Below are 17,582 nucleotides of genomic sequence, written 5' to 3' on the forward strand. Positions count from 1 at the left end.
CGTACCACGATCTCGACCGCCGCCCGCGCGGCCCGGCCCACCCGGGCCCGTCGACGGCCTGGCGCTCCTGAGCGTGGCTCACGGCCTTGATCGAACTAGCGTGAGTGGCATTGGGTCCGGACCGTTGCTCATTTGTTGGCCTCATCCTCCGCGTCTGGTCGCGGTCACCCCGCTGTCGCCTCCGGCAGGCGCGTTCCGGACGATCCGGGACGGCATCGGGCCAAGGCCGCGCCCGGCTCGGATGCGTGCGGCGACCGCTGCCCGAAACGTCCGTCGGGTCGCCGGCCGGTGTCTGAGGCTGGGGCGATGACAGGCTCGATGCCGTACGGCACGGAGCGCGATCCGGCCCGGTTGGTGTCGTTCAGCGACGCCGTCATCGCCATCGCCGTCACCCTGCTGGTGCTGGAGATCCGGCCGCCCGACGACACCCGGCACCTGTGGCACGGCCTCGCCGCGCTCTGGCCGTCCTACCTGGCCTACGCGGTGACCTTCATGCTGATCGGGCAGATCTGGGCCAACCACCACGTCATGTTCGACCACATCCGCAGCGCCGACCGGGTCGTGCTGCTGCTGAACACCGTGCTGCTGATGGACGTCGCGTTCCTGCCGTTCGCGGCGTCGGTGCTGGCCGAGGCCTTCCGCGACGGGCACGGCGAGCGGGCGGCCGTCGTCCTGCACGGCATCGCGTTCGAGCTGGCGGCCATCCTCTTCAACCTCATCTGGTGGCACGCCCGCCACCGCCGCCGCCTGCTCACCGACACCCTCGACCCGGCCGGGGTGACCGCCATCGCCCGCCGCTTCCAGCTCGCGCTGGCCTGGATCGCCACCGGCACCCTGCTCGGCGCCGGCTATCCCCCGCTCGGCGTGGCGGTGATCGCCGCCTTCATCCCGTACTACTGGCTGCCCATAGCGGGTAAGCTGGCGAGGGTGAGACGTCGCCGGCGGCGGTAGTCGAGTGCCGGTGCTCGGCCCGGATGAGTACGAGTGCTCAACGACCGGCGGCCGCGCATCGCGAGGATCGGTGGCATGACCGCTCCGGTTTCGCGCAAGAACACCACCGCGTTCTTCGTACAGGCGATGCTGTCGTTCGCCGTCTCGCTCTTCGCGGCCTGCGCCGCGATCGTGTACCTGCCCGTCGGTGTCTGGATCCGCGCCTTCCTCGCGCTGGCGCTGCTGTACGTGGTCACGTCCTCGTTCACGCTGGCCAAGTGCATCCGCGACCAACAGGAGAGCGCCGAGGTGGTGAGCCGGGTCGACCAGGCCCGCCTGGACAAGCTGCTCGCCGAGCACGACCCGTTCAAGGTCCACCCGGCCGCCTAGGGCCACCACCCTTTGCCGGCTTCGCCGGCGCCGGGTGACCGGCCGAAGGCCGGCGGTCACCCGGTGAACGTTGGTGGCCACCGCACTGTGACTAGTGACTTACGTCCGGGGTGGAGTCGAGCCGCGGATCAGGCCGGGCGGCGCAGCTCGCGCAGCCGGCGATATGCCTCGAAGCCGTCCGGGACCCACTCCCATTCGTCCAGGCGCCGGTGCAGCTCGTCCTCGGCGAGGAACGCGTACCAGTCGACCTCCTCCGGCTGCGGCCGCACCGGCCCGTCGACCCGCACCTCGTAGACGGCCGACCACCAGGTGTGCGCCGGTGTCTCGTACAGGAAGCGAAACAGCGGGACCGGCGCCAGCGGCCCGTCGACGCCGAGTTCCTCGGCCGCCTCGCGCCGGGCGGCCGCGTCGTACGTCTCGCCGGCGCCGAGGACCCCACCGACGAACATGTCGTACAGCGAGGGGAAGACGAGCTTGCGAGCCGTACGGCGGTGCACGAAGATCCGCCCGTCCGGGTCGCGGGCCAGCACGAACGCGGCCCGGTGGCGCAGCCGGTTCGCGTACACCTCGCGGCGCGGCGCCTGCCCGACCACCACGTCGTGCTCGTCGACCACGTCCAGGATCTCGTCCGCGGAAAGCGGCGCCTCGTCGGCCACGACCCCGATCCTAAGCTCGCCGGGTCTTGGATCGTCTCGAAGCCTCCGCGCCGGGCCGGTGGTCACGGGAGGCGGTCGCGCAGCCCGGCCCAGCGTCTCAGCCCGGCCAGCAGGGTGGCGTCGGTGACCCGCCGCGCGAGCGGCGCGCTGGCGGACACCAGGTTTCCCGCAGCCAGCGGCGGATCTCGCCCTGCTCCTTCGACCCAGACCGGCCAGTGCCGGACCGTCAGTCGTACCTCAGCGCGCTACGCGGGCAGGCAGCGGCCGTCGCGGTGGCGGCCGACCACCTGCGGCGCCCGACCGGCGCCGCCCTCGACCCAGCCGACGGCACATCCGGCGCCGGCCCGGACCGCGTAGATGGTCGCGCCCAGCGGCGCCGGGTCGGTGTAACGGACGGGTCGCACCACCGGCCCGGGGAGGCCCGCCGCCACCAGGGCCGCGCGCAGGGACTCGACCGTCGGCGGCTCGGCGAACTGGCAGGCGTCGAACTCGGCGCGGCACACGGCGCCGAGGTGCGCCTCGAACGCCTCACGGATCCGCTCGACGTACCTCTCCCCGGTGTCCCGGTCGATGCTGGAGAGCGGGCCGCGCGCCGCACGGTCGCCGGCGAGCCGCTCGCAGTAGCCGTCGCCGGGCGCCTGCGCGCACGCCATCAGCTGCGCGGTGCTCGACACGGCCGGCTCGCCGGAGGTCGCGGCGCGGAGCAGCGGCACCAGCACCGCGCCGCCGGTGGCGAGCAGCAGCAGTGCGCCCAGCGCCAGCCCCAGCCGCCGTCCCCGCATCGAACCAGGCTAATCCGCGGGTAGCTTGCGCTGAACCTGGGTCGAGGTAGCAGAGTGTGGACCATGACCATCGAGGTAGCGCCCCCGCGCAGCGGGGCCGACCGCAAGCGCGACACCCTGACCCGCCTGGAGAACGACCTCGACGTCTGGGTCTCCACCGCCAGCCCGAACGGCGCGCCTTACCTGCTGCCGCTCTCGTTCATCTGGATCGGCGGCGGCCTGCTGCTCGCCACACCGGAAAGGAGCGTCACCGGCCGCAACCTCCGCGCCTCCGGCGTCGCCCACCTCGCCCTCGGCCAGACCCGCGACCTGGTGCTCGTCGAGGGCACGGTGACCGCCTACACCCGCGAGGAGGTGCCCGCCGACCTCGCCGAGGCGTTCGCGCGCCAGCACTGGGACGCCCGCGAGAGCAAGCCGCCGTACGGTTACTTCCTGGTCACACCCCGGCGCGTGCGTGCCTGGCGTGAGGAGAACGAACTGGCCGGCCGCGAGATCATGCGGGACGGCCGGTGGCTGGTCTGACGCCCGTGCGCGCCGGCATCGTGATCCTTCCCGACCAGCGGTGGTCGGCCGCCGCCGGGCGGTGGCGGCGCGCCGAGGAGTACGGCTTCGCGCACGCCTGGACGTACGACCACCTCGGCTGGCGCGACCTGGTCGACGGTCCCTGGTTCGACGCCGTCCCCACCCTGGCCGCCGCGGCCGGCGTGACCTCGCGGGTCCGGCTCGGCACGATGGTGGCCTCGCCCAACTTCCGGCACCCGGTGCACTTCGCCCGCGAGGTGACCGCGCTGGACGACGTCTCCGGCGGGCGCCTGACGCTGGGCGTGGGCGCGGGCGGCGTGGCCGGCTTCGACAACACCGTGCTGGGCGGCGAGCCGCTGCCGCCGCGGGCGCGGGTGGACCGGTTCACCGAGTTCCTGGCGATCCTCGACCCGCTGCTGCGCGATGAACGCGTCACCTACCACGGCCGCTACTACACCGCGGTCGACGCCCGCGGGACGCCCGGCTCGCTGCAAACCCCGCGGGTACCGCTCGTGGTGGCCGGCCTCGGCCCGCGGTCGATGCGGCTGGCCGCCCGGTACGGCGCCGGCTGGGTCACCACGGTCGGCCGGATGGACTCGCTGGACGCGTGGTGGCGCGCGGCCCGCGAGTCCGCCGCCCGCTTCGCCGACATCCTCGCCGCCACGGGGCGCGATCCGTCTACTGTGGACCGCTACGTCTCGCTGGACGCGGCGCCGGTCTACTCGCTCTCCAGCGCCGCCTACTACGCCGAGGCGGTGGGGCGGGCCGCCGAGTGCGGCTTCACGGACGTGCTGTCACACTGGCCGCGCGCGGAGAGCTGGTACGCCGGCGACGAGGCCGTGCTCGACGACGTCGCCGCGAGCGTGCTCCCCGCCCTCACCCGCTCTCCCCACGGTCTGTGATCAAAGCTCCCCTCAAGTCGCTAGAACGACGTGAAGGGAGCTTCGATCACAGGGGCGGCGAGACGGGCAAGCGGCGGGTGGGCCAGGGTACGCGGCGGTTGAGCAGGCGCATCCCGGGGGCCTCGACCCACCGGTGCAGGGCGTACGCCAGCGCGTAGGAGACCAGCAGCAGCGCCGCCGCGATGCCCAGCGCGGGCCACAGCGCCCACGGTCCACGCAGGTCCAGGAGCTCGGCCGCGGTCACGATGACCGTCAGGTGGACCAGGAAGAACGCGTACGAGACCTCGCCCAGGTGGACCACGACCGGGTGGCGCCAGGGCGAGCGGTCGCCGCGCAGGTCGGCCAGCGCGGCCGCCGGGATGAGCAGGGCGGTGCCGACGACGACGGCCGCGGTGTCCCGGGTCACCGCCGGCAGCCAGCCCACGGCCAGGTAGTTGGCCACGAAGATCGCCGTCGCCGCGCGCAGGCCGGGGCCGCGCCAGGCGTCGAGCAGGACCAGCCTGGCCAGCACGATGCCGAGGGTGAACTCGGTCATCCGGGTCACCGGGAAGACGTACACGAACCAGCGCTCGTGCTCCGGCACCACCGCGACCTCGGCGATCCACGGCATCGACCAGGTCAGCGCGATCAGGACCAGGGCGCTCGGGTACAGGGCTACGGGTCTCCAGCGGCGCAGCAGGGCGTGCAGCAGCGGGAAGCAGAGGTAGAAGAACATCTCGCAGGACAGCGACCAGCCCACCGGGTTGATGCCGAGGTAGACGAAGTCCTGCGTGTACCAGCCGTGCAGCAGCACCGCGCCGGCGCCCAGCGGCTCCCAGAAGATCGGCGGGACGCGGTCGGTGACGTACAGCGAGACGACGGCGAGCGCGAGCGCGACAAGGTACGCCGGGTAGATGCGGGCCACCCGCCCCTGCCAGAAGCGCAGCGGGCCGCGGTCCGGGCGGGCGGACCAGGTCAGCACGAAGCCGGACAGCACGAAGAAGAACGAGACGCCCAGGTCGCCGGCGTCGAACAGCAGCTGCGCGCCGCGCCGGGCGACGGGGTCGGTAAGGGTGACGAACGAGTACGCATGCAGACCGAAGACCCCGAACGCGGCCGCGAAGCGCAGACCGGTCAGCGAGGGCAGTCGGGACACAACGCCCGACTCTAGCTCCCCGCCCGGCACGGCGGCCCGGTGCGGGCGCCGCAGACAGATGGCGCGCCGCGGACGAGAGGGCGCGCGGAAGACAAAAGGAGAGGCCGCCACGGGGGAAGCGGCCTCTCCAGTCCCTAGGTTACCCCGCTTCCGGCGTTCGTGGGGGGCCGGCTTTGTTGAGTCACCGCTCAGTGTCGGTTGGCCGACAAACGGATCGTGACCTGACCTGTCGGGCATCCCGCGAGGTGGCTGGAGTAGCTAGAGTGACCAGCCGAAAGAACCCCCAACAGGCATTCTTCGGCGGCGGACGGGAGGGCCGGTCACCGTGTCGGACGAGACCGCGCCCTCCGCCGTGGTGCGGCGGCTGGGCCGGGAGTACGGCTGGCTGCTGGCCGCGGTCGGCCTGGGCGCGCTGGTGCTGGTGTGCTCTGTGCCGTTCGTCACCGGGTCGGGCATGAGCTGGAACTCCGGTGACCCGCTCGCCGCCCCGGCCAAGGTCGCGCCGCAGGCCGGCAGCGCCCCGGCTGCCGTACCAGAGGGATCGGCTGGACCACCGACCAGTGCCGCGCCCACCGCGCCGGCCGCCCCCTCCCGCACGCCGGCCAGGGCTGGCACGACGCGGCCGCCGGCGGTCCGCACGACCGCGCCCGCTCCCCCGCGCACGACGGCGCCGGCCGCGGCGCCGCCCAGGGCGCCGGTCGCGCTGGGCCCGGAGGGCGGCCCGATGGGGCTGTGGCAGATGCTGCGGGACTACTGCGCGCGCACGCACGAACGGGACGCGGAAGCGCAGCTGCGCAACGGCACCGGCCAGGCGGAAGACAACTGGGAGTGCCGCTGGGAGCGGCGTGGCCGGCAGCTCATCGACATGCACGGCGCCTGCCGCGGCCGGTACGGGAGCGTGGCGTTCGCGCAGTTCTCCAACCGTAACGACGCCTTCTCCTGGCACTGCTACCGCCGGTAGCCGCGAGCGGCGACCACCCGACCGCCGGCATGGAGCCGGGCGAGTGGCATCCTGTGCCACCCGCCCGGGAGTCGGTGTGTGGGGGTGGTGGGCCGGGCCGGCCCGCGGCGTGGGGCACTCCGGCCGGCCCCCCCCGGGGTGGGCGGACCGGGGGCATCAGGCCGCCCGCTGGCCTGACCGTGGGGGATTCAGGCCGTCTTTCCGGCCCGATTGTGGGGATCGGGCCGCTTGCGGGACCCGGGTAGGGGGAAGGAGAGGACCCCTACCCGGGTCGCTGCTGCTCGGGTCAGTCCCCGATCAGCCGGTCGTAGTCGTGCAGTGCCATCGCGACGTCCACCTGCGCCCAGAAGCGGTGGTAGTTGAACGTCGGTGCCTGGCCACCGTTGAGGTAGGCCTCCACCTTCGGGAAGTCCGGGTCGTCCTCGTAGAAGGACCGGATGCTCAGGAAGGTGCTGTTGGAGTTGATCGGGTCACCGTTGGGCATGGTGCCGGTGAAGCCCGACGGGACGTAGACCGGGTCGTCGAACCGGTTGTAGTCCGCCCGGGTCTCCGGCACCGACACGCCCTTGTCGTCCTTGTGGTTCAGGACGGCGTCGAGCAGCGCCTTCGCGGTGGTCGCGGCCTGGGTGTCACCGGACTTGGCGGCGTAGTACGTCAGCGTGCGGGCGTACGCGCCGGTCACGCCGACGTCCGTGGTGTGGTCCACGACGGTCACGTGCAGGTTGCTGTTGTTGACCGAGGTGGTGCCGCTGCTCCAGTTGCCACCGGGCTGGCCGGTCCACTGCAGGGTGGACGGGACCTGGTACGTGGTGCCGTTGACCGTCGTGTTGGCCAGCGCCCAGTCGACCCACTTGTCCAGCAGCGCCTTGGCACGGGCGTTGCCGGTCTCGTGGTAGTACTCGGCGACCCGCTCCATGCTCCACGCCTGGAAGCCGAACCACTGGTTGGACGGCGGGTCGTGGTAGACGGGCTGCCAGTCGTACGTCATGCCGTAGAACGTCGGCAGGTTCGACGGGCGGGCGCTGTAGTTGCCGCCCCAGCTGTTGGTCGCGCCGCCGGCGATCGCACCCTCGGCCGACTGCAGCCAGGTGTAGAAGTCGATCTGCCGGGTGAGGCTGGTCGCCCAGTCCTGCTGCGCGGTGGCCGACCGCGGGATCAGACCGTTCACAGTGGACAGTGCCCAGGCCGCGAACGGGTTCTGGTAGCCGCCGTGGTTGTGGCTGGAGCCGATCCGCCACGCCCAGTCGCTGCTGCCCTGCGGGCCGCCCCAGGCGTAGTACCAGGAGAGCAGGTACGCCGAGCTGCTCTTGCCGGTGCCGGGGGTGCAGCTCGTCGAGGCGCAGCCCGGGTTCTTGAAGTACTTGTCGTACATCGCGTAGCGCAGGTAGTCACCCATCTGCGCGGCCTTGGCGACGGTCGACGAGACGGCCGAGGCGTTGCCCTGCTCGCCGGCCCACTTCTGGGCCCAGTACGCGGCCTGGACGGCGCGCGCGTCGGCGTCAGGGGCGTTGGTGTACCGCCACTGCCGGGCGTAGGTGGAGTCGCCGATGAACAGCGGCAGGTAGCCGTTGGGGCCACCGAAGTTGAACGTCTCGCAGGACGGGTGCGGCACGGTCTCCCACACCGACTCCTGCGGGCCCCGCTGGTAGGTGTTGATGTACGCGGGCTTGGTGGTGCCGTCGCCGCAGCTGCCGTAGCCGTACGTGTTGTCGACGTCGATCAGCCAGTGCATGCCGTACACCCGGTTGCTGCCGTAGGTCTGGGTCAGCTCGTTGTACAGCGGGTCCTGGCCCACCGGCACCGAGGAGTCCAGCTTGCCGCCGGTACCCGGGTACTGGCTGGGCAGGTCGGCCTCGGGCGCGTAGTCGGCCGGGTCGTTGGCGTTGTAGTTGCCCTGCGTGTTGCTGGGGATGATGTACCGCTCCATCACCTGCCACGCGTTGTTGAACGCCGTCCAGTTGCCGGTGGTGCGCCCGTACATCGCCTCGAGGAACAGCCAGTAGCTGAACGCCTCGGACGTGGTCTCGTGACCGTGGTCGGGCGCCTCGACCAGGAGCGTCTCCACCGAGTGGTAGGGGACGCCCTCGGGGCTGAAGTACCCGTTGGCCGGAGCCTTGATCTTGTTGTAGAGCTCGAGGAACTCCTCGCCGTACCGGCCGGGGTCGGTGGTGTTCTCGTCGTCGGTCACCGTGACCGCGGTCTGCGCCGCGGTGTAGTTGGTGGCGCTCGCGGTGACCGTGGCCGTGTCGTTGTTGGCGTCCGCGTCCTGTGCCGCGTTGACCGCGACGTTGACGCCGGTGCTCCAGTTCGTCGAGTTCAGCGTCACGCTGGTGGCCCCGAGCGTCACGTCCGCGTCACCGGTCTTGCTCAGGGTGACCGGCACGCTGCCGGTGGGCGCCGCGCTCAGCTTCACGTTCAGCTGCGAGCTGCTGCCCTCGGCGACGTTGAGCGTGGCCGGGGTGACGATGCTGGCCTGGCCGGTGCCGGTGACCGTGAAGGCCCGCTCGGCGGTGGCGGTCAGCGCCGGCGTGCCGTTGTCGTACGCCCTGGCCTGCACCGTGTACGAGCCGGCGGGCAGGCCGGTCATCGCGTAGCTGTACGGCGCGGTGGTGTCCTCGTTGACCAGCAGGCCGTTGCGGTAGAACTCGACCTTGCTGATCGAGCCGTCGGCGTCGCTGGCGTTGGCGCTCACCGTGACGTTGGCCGGCGCGGCGAACGAGGCGCCGGCGGCCGGGCTGGTGAGCGAGACGGTGGGCGCCTGGTTGGAGGAGGCGCCGTTGCAGGCGGTCCCGTTGATCGTGAACGCGGTCGGCTTGGCGTTGGTGCCCGAGTACGAGCCGTTGAAGCCGATCGAGAGCGAGGCGCCGGTGGCCAGGTTGCCGTTCCACGGCATGTTGGTGGCGGTGACGTTGGCGCCGGACTGGGTCCAGTTCGCCGACCAGCCCTGCGTGACGCGCTGGTTGCCGGGGAAGGTGAACCCGAGGTTCCAGCTGGTCAGTGGGTCACCGAGGTTGTGGATCGTGACGCTGGCGGTGAACCCGGTGTTCCAGTCGTTGGTCGTGTAGGTCACGTCGCAGGCGGTCGCGGCGTAGGCCATGCCGACGGGCACGCCAACCATCCCTCCCGCGACCAGTGCGCCGGTGGCGATCATCGCCAATCGGCGTTTTCTTGCGGTGAGCTTCATCGTGGAGTGTCTCCTCGCGGACCTGGCCGAGTGGGCTCGGCCGGCACCTTCTACGCGATCGTGTGAGAGCGGGCGCGCAGGGCGGAAGGCGCCTGTGGTGACGTGGGGCATCCCGTCCCGGACCGGGGGTGATCCGTTAACAAACCAGGCGCCGGTTCCTGACTCGGATGCCCTCGGCGGCCCGTGGTCGCGCGGTGTTGGCTCCCTCACGCGATGTTTCGACAGTCTTGCATGGGAGCGCTCCCGCAGCAAGTAGGAGCGTTTTTGGTTTCGCTCCAGTGTGGCCAAACGGGCCCTGACCTGCCGATCTAGCGGCACCGCGGGGTTTCACCGGCATTCGCTGGAGGTTTCGATCTTGTTTTGGGTCTTTCACAAAGCCGTAACGGGTACTACAGTCCAACCAACGTCGATGGGAGCGCTTCCATTGATGTCGATGCAAGTAGCGGGGGACAACACTACAAGGGACACCGCTAGCGCCATCAGCGGAACCCACACCGCTCAGCCGCAGAGCTGGCGGCGGGCCAGCCCGGACTCCGCCGCCAGCGTCTCACCCCCCGGTCGAGAGGAGGTGGAACCAGAGCCACTCGCGTGGCCCGGCTCCCGCGCGACATGCGCGACGAGGAGGGAAGATCCTCTCGCGCGTGTGTAACTGATGGTGGGGACGGGGGTTGCCCTCCCCGTCCCCACACCCCACTCTGATTGAAGATAAACCCCACCACCTAATGGGGTAATCGGTCATCGGGACAGGCGCGAGCCCCAACCGGTTGACCGGTTAAGTAGGCGGCATCGGACCCAACGGATCCCACCGCACCGCCGTCGCGCAACCCTCCGATCGCCGTCGCGCCGACCTCACGGCCGGTCAGCGCGGACCGGCTCAGCCGACCCGCCGTGCTCAACCCCTCTGCCCGCCTCCGCCCGACACGCTCGGCACCGACTCGCCAGCGGGAGGCCGTCACGCGTCGCGACTCATCTGACGACGGTCCGTGCCTACGGACCTGGTCGGGGCGGCCCACCCGGACCTGAGCGGGCGGGACGACTCCGGCCGGGTGATGTGGACGAGCCTTCGGCCACATCACCACCCGATCACCCCATTTCCATCCGCCACGATCCGGGTTAGCCTTGGGAGCGCTCCCAGACCACGGGGGATGGGCCACCACCGAGGAGACCCGAACATGTCCGTACCGACCAGGACCACCGCTGGCGCCACCCCGACCGCAGACTCGGCCAGATCGGCCCTGCTCCGCGGGGCCGAGCCCGACGATCTGTCCCGGGACCCAGCGGTCGACGCCCCGCTCGGTCTGGCGTTCCCGGACGGCTTCGGGTGGGGGGCCGCGACGTCGGCGTACCAGATCGAAGGGGCGGCCAAGGACGACGGCCGCGGTGAGTCGGTGTGGGACACGTTCAGCCACACGCCGGGTCGCACCAAGAACGGCGACACCGGCGACGTCGCGGTCGACCACTACCACCGGTACCCCGAGGACCTCGACCTGATGAAGGGACTGGGGCTGCGCTCGTACCGGTTCTCCATCTCCTGGTCCCGGGTGCAGGCCGACGGCACCGGCGCACCCAACCAGCGCGGCCTCGACTTCTACCGCCGCGTGGTCGCCGGGCTGCTGGAGCGGGGCATCGAGCCGATGGCCACGCTCTACCACTGGGACACGCCGCAGGCGCTGCAGGACCGGGGCGGCTGGGAGTCGCGCGACACCGCGTACCGCTTCGCCGAGTACGCCGAGCACGTGTACGCCGCCCTCGGCGACGTCGTGCCGGTGTGGCTGACCATCAACGAGCCCAAGACCGTCGTGCAGAACGGGTACATCACCGGCCACCACGCGCCCGGCAAGCAGGACGAGCCGCTGGCGTACCAGGTCGCCCACCACCTCCAGCTCGGCCACGGCCTGGCGGTGCAGGCGCTGCGCGCCTCCGGCAGCCCCTCGCGGATCGGCCCGGCGTTCAACCTGCACCCCTGCTACCCCGCCGACGACTCCGCCGCCTCGGCCGCCGCCACCCGCCTCTACGACGCGTACGAGAACCGGCTCTACCTCGACTCCGCGCTGCGCGGCCAGTACCCCGAGGACCTGCTGGCCGACCAGGGGCCGGACAGCCCGCTGGCCCGTTCGATCCGGGACGGCGACCTGGCCATCATCTCCACGCCGGTCGACCTGCTCGCCGTGCAGTACTACACGCCCTACTACGTCACCGGCGACGGCGGCACCGAGCAGCGGCACGCCACGTCCGAGGCGTTCTGGCAGCAGATCTACCCCGACGGCATGTACGACATCCTGACCCGGGTCACCCGCGACTACGGCCCGCTGCCGCTCACCGTCACCGAAAACGGCCTGCCCTGCCCGGACGTGCTCGGCCCCGAGGACGACATCGACGACGTGCAGCGGGTCGCCTTCCTGCGCGACCACTTCGCCGCGGCGCATCGCGCGATCGCCGACGGGGTGCCGCTGGAGAGCTACCACGTCTGGTCCCTTTTGGACAACTTCGAGTGGGACCAGGGCTACGACGAGCGGTGGGGCCTGGTCTACGTCGACTACGCCACCCAGCGGCGCGTCCTCAAGCGCAGCGCCCACTGGTACAAGCGGGTCATCGCCGACAACACTGTCTGAATGCGCGACAGCGTCACCAAGAGGCGGGTCAGCGAAGCCGAGCTGGCCCGCCTGGTGTCATCCGCCTTCGGCCCGTCCGCCAGCGTGGCCGGGTGGCGCGAGCTGGCCGGCGGCACCTACAACGCGGCGTACGCGGTCACCCTCGACGACGGCCGCGAGCTCGTGCTCAAGGTGGCCCCACCACCCCACCTCGAGCTGCTCACCCACGAGGTCGACCTGATGCGCACCGAGGTCGACTTCTACCGGCGGGCGGCCGCCGTGGGCGTCCCGGTGCCCGAGGTCGTGTACGCCGGCTTCGAGCGCGACCTGCTCGGCACCGACTTCGCCTTTTTCAGCCTGGTGCCCGGCACCGACCTGCGCTCCCTTGTGGACAGCCTGCCCCCGGCCGAGATCGCCGCGCTGCGCGGCCAGGTCGCCGGGCTCACCGCCCGCCTCCACACGATCACCGGCAGCGGGTACGGGTACCCGCTGCGCGGCAGCCGCAGCTGGCAGTCGAGCTGGCGGGGTGCGTTCGGCGCGATGGTCGACGACCTGATGGCCGACGCCGAGCGCCTATCCGCCGCCAAGCCGCTGCCGGCCCCGCCCGAGCGGATCGCCGCGCTGATGCGGCGGCACGCGTCCTGCCTGGACGAGGTGACCCGGCCGGCGTTGGTCCACTTCGACCTGTGGGACGGCAACGTCTTCGTCGAGCGCGGCCCGCAGAGCCCGGACGGCTGGCGGATCACCGGGTTCATCGACGGCGAGCGCGCCTTCTACGGCGACCCGATCGCCGAGCTCGTCTCGCTGACGCTGTTTCGCGAGCCGGAGCCGGAGCTGCTGGCCGGCATCGAGCTGACCGAGAGCGTTTCGCGCCGGTTAAACCTCTACACGACATACCTCTACGTGATCATGGCGATCGAGGGCGCCACCCGCGGCTGGTACGACGAGGACCGGGTGAAGTTCGAGTCCTGGCTAGCGGAACGTATCGACGCACAGTTGGCGTTGCTCTGAGGATCGACCACACTGGTCGCCATGACGTTCGCCCCGGGGCTGCTCCTGCACGACCGGTACGCCATCGTCGAACAGATCGGCGTCGGCGGGATGTCCGAGGTCTGGCTCGCCGTTGACCAGGTGCTCGACCGCCCGGTCGCGGTCAAGGCACTGACCGCCACCCTCGACGACGAGCCCGACCTGTTCGCCGCGACCTGGCGCGAGGCCAGGGCGACGGCCAAGCTGACCCACCCGCACGTCACCCAGGTTTACGACTACGGAGAGCAACGGCTTGGCGACGGCACGGTGGTGCCGTACCTCGTGATGGAGCTCCTCGACGGCCGCAACCTCGCCGACCGGCTGACCGCCGGACCGCTCCCCTGGCCCGAGGCGGTCCGCACCGCCGCGCAGGTGGCCGACGGCCTGGCCGCCGCGCACCGGATGGGCGTGGTGCACCGCGACGTCAAGCCCGGCAACGTGATGCTCACCCCCACCGGCGCCAAGGTGCTCGACTTCGGCATCGCCGCGTTCGCCGGCTCCCGCCCCGAGGGCGACGGTGGCTGGCTGGTCGGCACCCCGGCGTACGCGGCTCCGGAGCGGCTCGACGCCGGCCCGCCCGACCCGGCCGCCGACGTGTACGCGCTGGGCGCGCTGCTCTACGAGGCGCTCACCGGCCGGCCGCCGCTGCCGGTGGCGACCTGGGACGAGGCGGAGGAGGCGCACCGGCGTTCACCTGTGGTGGCCCCGCCCTCGGTGCCCGGCCTGCCCTCCGGGGTGGCCGCGCTGGTGCTGGCCTGCCTCTCCCACGACCCGGACCGCCGCCCGAGCGCCCAGGAGGTGGCCGACGCGCTCGACGCGGCCGTACCCCCGGCCGACGGCCGCACGGGCGATGCCCGCCGCCTCGGCGCCCGCTCGGGCGACGCCCGCCGGCCCGGTCCCCGCTACGCCCGCGGGGTCGCCTCGGCCGCGCCGACGCCGGCGCCGGTCGGGCCGCGCACGGCGGTGGGGCGGCCGCTCCCGCCGGCGCCGCGGAGCGCGCCCGGTGCCCGGGTCGAGCGGCAGCGCCGGGGCCTGCGCCCCACCCTCATGATCATGACGGGCCTGCTGCTGGCCGGCGGGCTGACCGCGGCCGCGCTCGCCTCGTTCGCGCCGAGCGACAACGGCGGCGCCGCGGGTGGAGCGCCCGGCGCCGGCCCGGCCCGCACCGCGCCGCCCCGCACCACCGCGCCGCCCACCCCCTCCCCCGCCGACCTGGTCGCGCAGGTCGACCAGACACTGGAACGCGCGATCGCCGACGGCCGCATCGACGACGACGCCGCTGACGACCTGCGCGACGGCGTCGACGACCTGCGGCAGAGCCTGGAAGGCGGCGACCCCGACGACCTGCGCGACGCGGCGGCCGACCTGCTGGAGCAGATCAACGACTTCAACGAGGGCTCGGTGGCGCAGGAGGCCCGCTTCGACCTGACGCTCGCGCTGGACCCGTTGCTGCGCAACAGCTAGCGCCTTCTTCGTGATCGAAGCTCCCTTCACGTCGTTCTAGCGGCATGAAGGGAGCTTCGATCACCGGGCGGGCTGGCGTCTCTCAGCTGGCGCGTAGGAAGGGGAGCAGGGTCTGCGTCGGGTCGGGCAGCAGGTGACCCGAGGTCGGTAGCATGTGGACGGTCGCGTGCGGCATGACCTTGTTGAGCCGGCGCTGGATCTCGTAGGAGTCGAGCAGGGCGTCCTTCCCGCCGACCATCGCCAGCACCGGGATGTCGATCTTGCGCAGGGAGTCGTCGGAGAAGGTCGGGACCCGCTCGGTCCGGGGCCGGAAGTGCTTCGCGATGAGCAGCGCGAACGAGCCGACCTTGTCCTCCGCGATGTCCTGGGCGCCGGGCCCGAGCGCGTACCGGACGGTCTGCCGCAGTCCCTTGTCCCCGAACGGCCGCAGCCTGAACAGGGCACGCAGCATCGAAAGCTTGCGCGGCCCGATCCCGCTGGGCGTCAGGAGCGCCAGCCTGGTCACCCGCTCGGGGTGACGCAGCGCGTAGTCCAGCGCCATCCAGGCGCCGAGCGACACGGCGAGCATCGCGGTCTCGTCGAGCCCGAGCCCGTCGAGCACGTCGTCCAGCCACCGGGTGTACGCGTCCGTGGCAAGCGAGGGCCGCGTCTGGGCGCTCAGGCCGGGCTCGCCGATCACGTCCACGGCGTACACCCGTAGGGACTCGGCGAGCCGCTCGATCTGGTGCAGCCACATCGCCGCGTTGGCGCCGAAGCCCTGGAGGGCCACGACCGGCGGGGCGTCGGGCGGCCCGCTGACCACGACGAAGGTCTCCCCCTCGCAGGTGGAGAGCGTCAGCCGCTCGTTCGGAACGGGCCAACCGCTCAGCAGCTCCCGGTAGCGCTTCTCCACCTCGGCCGCACCGGCCTCGGATCGGTAGATCATCAGTCCGTCTCCATGCGGGAAGTACGACTACCGGGAGTACCCGAATGAACGTGGTCAAATCGCTGACCGGGCGGCCGTCCGGTGGAGCGGGCCGGCTGGCGCTCATCCTGGCGCGCTGTGCGGCCCTCGCTGCGCTCTCCGCCCTCACCCTGCTCGGTGGCCTGCTCCCGCTGGCCACCGGCTGAGCCCTCTCCTGCTGGCGGGCGGCGCCGGATCTCACCCACCGAACGCGGCACGCCAGCGGCTCCGGCCGGCAGCGCGACCTAGTGCGGTGGCCACCACCCTTTGCCGGCTTCGCCGGCGCCGGGTGACCAGCGGTCGAAGGCCGCCGGTCACCTGGTGAACGTTGGTGGCCACCGCACGAGGGAGGCTTCGCCTCGGACCGCCCAGACGGGTGATTGGCCTGGTGGGGCCGCTCGCGGTGGTCGCATCCTCGCATCCACGGATGTGGTTGCGGGAGGTGCACGGTCATGGCAGCGCGTGTGTCCAGAACGAACGCGGTGACGGTCAACGACGTACTCGACGGGCGCAAGCTGCTGGAGATCGACTGCCTGGACCGGGTCTATCTCACCTTGTCCGTGCCGAACCTGATGGTGGGCGGCCAGGTGGTCAGCTTCCTGACCCAGCATGAGGGCAAGCCGGTGCCATCACCGGCGTTGCTGGAACGCCGGGGACAGACGTTCCGCCGGGCCGTGATGTCGTTCGCGCGGGCCAACGACATCCCGGTCATCAGCTTTGCTGGGAAGAAGGACAACAGCAGACCGGGTGTGCTGGCCGACAGCCCGTGGCCGGAACGCAAGATCGATCAGATGATGCCGCTGATCCGCAAGGCCGCCGCCACCGGCCGGTCTCAGGTCGCCGCGATCGGCGTCGCGCAGGAATACCAACGAGTCTTCACCGGCACCAAGTCCGAAACCGGGACCGGCGCGGTGTGGTTCTCCTACCAACGGGTCGAACGCCGGGTCACCTGCTACTACTTCTACCTATGGGACGAGCAGGTCGGCCCGGCGTTCATCAAGATCTGCGCCTACTTTCCCTACCCGGGCAAGATTTGGATCAACGGGCACGAGTGGGCCAAACGCCAAGCCACCGCAGCGGGTGTCGGCTTCACCGAACTGTCCAACGGGTTCGCCTCCTGTGACGAGCCCGCCGCGCTGCAGGACATCTGTGACCGGCTCGGCCCCGGCACCATTACGGTGTTCGCCGAACGCTGGTGGGCCCGGCTGCCGTTGCCGTTCACCGGCACCGACCGGCAGGCCGGCTACTGGTGGGACATCTCCATGCGCCAGGTCGAGGTCGCCAAGACCATCGTGTTCAGCGCACCCCACCACGCTCGGGCCTTCTTCGAAGCCCTCGCCGCGGACAACCTGGACATCGGCCGCCCCGACAACATGGAGATCATCTTCAACCGGCAGGTCCGCTCCACCACCCACGGCGTGTTCCGCACCGCGATCGACCGGGACAACGACGGCGTCGTCGTCAATGCCTTCTACCGCCACTCGCGGATCAAGTACTACCTCAAAGACCGCCGCGCGCTGCGTATCGAAACCGTCATCAACGACACCTACGACCTGCGCGTGCTGCGCCGCCTGGAACACCTCGACGAACTCGTCGTCAAGGCCCGTGACGTCAACCGCCGACTGTTGGACACTATCCGGGTCGGTCAGGGCTGTGTCCTGGCGAGCCCAGCCATCGAGCGGGTCGCCCAGCCCACCCTCACCGAGGACGGCAGGAGGGCCCCAGCGCTTCGCTTCGGCGACCCTCGGGTCATGGCCCTGACCGGCGCCCTATGCCTGAACCTGTTCGCCGTCACCGGCATCACCAACAACAGCCTTCGCGCCTTGACCGCCCGGCTGCTCGGCACCAGCTACAGCACCAGCCAGATGACCTACGACCTGCGCCGGCTACGCGCCAACGGCCTAATCCACCGGATCGAACACACCCACACCTACACCCTGACCCCCGACGGGCAACGCCTAGCGATCTTCTACACCAAACTCCACAACCGACTCCTACGACCACTCACCGCCGCCGACCAGCCTCAAGCCCCACCCACCCTCCGCCACGCCCTAGCCACCATCGACCAGCACGTCGAGGACTACATCACCCGC

The 17,582-nt window shown here is 71.4% G+C and carries 15 protein-coding genes; 10 read left to right on the forward strand and 5 right to left on the reverse strand.

All coding sequences use genetic code 11. The annotated features are described in order from the left end of the window. Positions 1–306 precede the first annotated feature (306 nt). Positions 307–951 (forward strand): TMEM175 family protein, encoded by a 645-nt coding sequence (locus RB614_RS12240; RefSeq protein ID WP_308712564.1) that lies wholly within the window; start codon positions 307–309, stop codon positions 949–951. A gap of 75 nt (positions 952–1,026) precedes the next feature. After that, entirely contained in the window at positions 1,027–1,320 is a 294-nt protein-coding gene (locus tag RB614_RS12245; RefSeq protein WP_308712565.1) for a YiaA/YiaB family inner membrane protein, read from the forward strand. A gap of 128 nt (positions 1,321–1,448) precedes the next feature. Here RB614_RS12245 and RB614_RS12250 read toward each other — a convergent pair whose 3' ends face one another. Next, positions 1,449–1,976: an NUDIX domain-containing protein gene (locus tag RB614_RS12250; protein WP_308712566.1), complete on the reverse strand. Its 528-nt coding sequence runs from the start codon at positions 1,974–1,976 to the stop codon at positions 1,449–1,451. A 245-nt stretch (positions 1,977–2,221) separates the two neighbouring features. Continuing rightward, a complete protein-coding gene (locus RB614_RS12255) occupies positions 2,222–2,758 on the reverse strand; it encodes a hypothetical protein (protein ID WP_308712567.1) in 537 nt (178 codons plus the stop codon). A gap of 63 nt (positions 2,759–2,821) precedes the next feature. On the opposite strand from RB614_RS12255, the gene RB614_RS12260 reads away from it, so the two are divergent. Both RB614_RS12260 and RB614_RS12265 read left to right on the forward strand, forming a co-directional pair. Then, positions 2,822–3,280, forward strand: a complete 459-nt coding sequence (locus tag RB614_RS12260) for a pyridoxamine 5'-phosphate oxidase family protein (RefSeq protein ID WP_308712568.1) — start codon at positions 2,822–2,824, stop codon at positions 3,278–3,280. Continuing rightward, positions 3,268–4,182, forward strand: coding sequence for an LLM class flavin-dependent oxidoreductase (locus RB614_RS12265; protein ID WP_308712569.1), 915 nt, complete (start codon positions 3,268–3,270; stop codon positions 4,180–4,182). The genes RB614_RS12260 and RB614_RS12265 overlap by 13 nt, the downstream gene beginning before the upstream one ends. Before the next feature lie 46 nt (positions 4,183–4,228). On the opposite strand, the gene RB614_RS12270 is transcribed toward RB614_RS12265, so the two are convergent. After that, entirely contained in the window at positions 4,229–5,317 is a 1,089-nt protein-coding gene (locus RB614_RS12270) for an acyltransferase family protein (protein ID WP_308712570.1), read from the reverse strand. Between the two features lie 325 nt (positions 5,318–5,642). Between RB614_RS12270 and RB614_RS12275 the strand changes: the two genes are divergently transcribed. Then, complete coding sequence (locus tag RB614_RS12275) at positions 5,643–6,278, forward strand: hypothetical protein (protein ID WP_308712571.1); 636 nt, start codon at positions 5,643–5,645, stop codon at positions 6,276–6,278. Between the two features lie 286 nt (positions 6,279–6,564). On the opposite strand, the gene RB614_RS12280 is transcribed toward RB614_RS12275, so the two are convergent. Beyond that, positions 6,565–9,462 carry a glycoside hydrolase family 48 protein gene (locus RB614_RS12280; protein ID WP_308712572.1) on the reverse strand — a complete coding sequence of 966 codons (2,898 nt, stop codon included), beginning with the start codon at positions 9,460–9,462 and terminating at the stop codon, positions 6,565–6,567. Positions 9,463–10,634: 1,172 nt separating this feature from the next. On the opposite strand from RB614_RS12280, the gene RB614_RS12285 reads away from it, so the two are divergent. Genes RB614_RS12285 through RB614_RS12295 form a run of 3 tightly spaced genes read left to right on the forward strand, consistent with a single transcriptional unit; the run spans position 10,635 to position 14,546 of the window. Further along, the gene (locus RB614_RS12285; RefSeq protein ID WP_308712574.1) at positions 10,635–12,074 is read left to right on the forward strand and encodes a GH1 family beta-glucosidase; all 1,440 of its coding nucleotides are present in this window, start codon (positions 10,635–10,637) and stop codon (positions 12,072–12,074) included. Next, entirely contained in the window at positions 12,075–13,064 is a 990-nt protein-coding gene (locus RB614_RS12290) for a phosphotransferase family protein (protein ID WP_308712575.1), read from the forward strand. It begins immediately after the preceding gene. A gap of 21 nt (positions 13,065–13,085) precedes the next feature. Further along, complete coding sequence (locus RB614_RS12295; protein ID WP_308712576.1) at positions 13,086–14,546, forward strand: serine/threonine-protein kinase; 1,461 nt, start codon at positions 13,086–13,088, stop codon at positions 14,544–14,546. 82 nt (positions 14,547–14,628) lie between these two features. On the opposite strand, the gene RB614_RS12300 is transcribed toward RB614_RS12295, so the two are convergent. Then, positions 14,629–15,471, reverse strand: coding sequence for an alpha/beta fold hydrolase (locus RB614_RS12300; protein ID WP_308712577.1), 843 nt, complete (start codon positions 15,469–15,471; stop codon positions 14,629–14,631). A gap of 44 nt (positions 15,472–15,515) precedes the next feature. Here RB614_RS12300 and RB614_RS12305 point away from each other — a divergent pair, with 44 nt between their 5' ends. Beyond that, positions 15,516–15,656: a hypothetical protein gene (locus RB614_RS12305; protein WP_308712578.1), complete on the forward strand. Its 141-nt coding sequence runs from the start codon at positions 15,516–15,518 to the stop codon at positions 15,654–15,656. A 285-nt stretch (positions 15,657–15,941) separates the two neighbouring features. After that, the coding region (locus RB614_RS12310; RefSeq protein ID WP_308712579.1) for a helix-turn-helix domain-containing protein at positions 15,942–17,582 on the forward strand (1,641 nt) is incomplete at its 3' end.

The organism is Phytohabitans maris, from assembly GCF_031085175.1.
GTDB lineage: Bacteria > Actinomycetota > Actinomycetes > Mycobacteriales > Micromonosporaceae > Phytohabitans > Phytohabitans maris.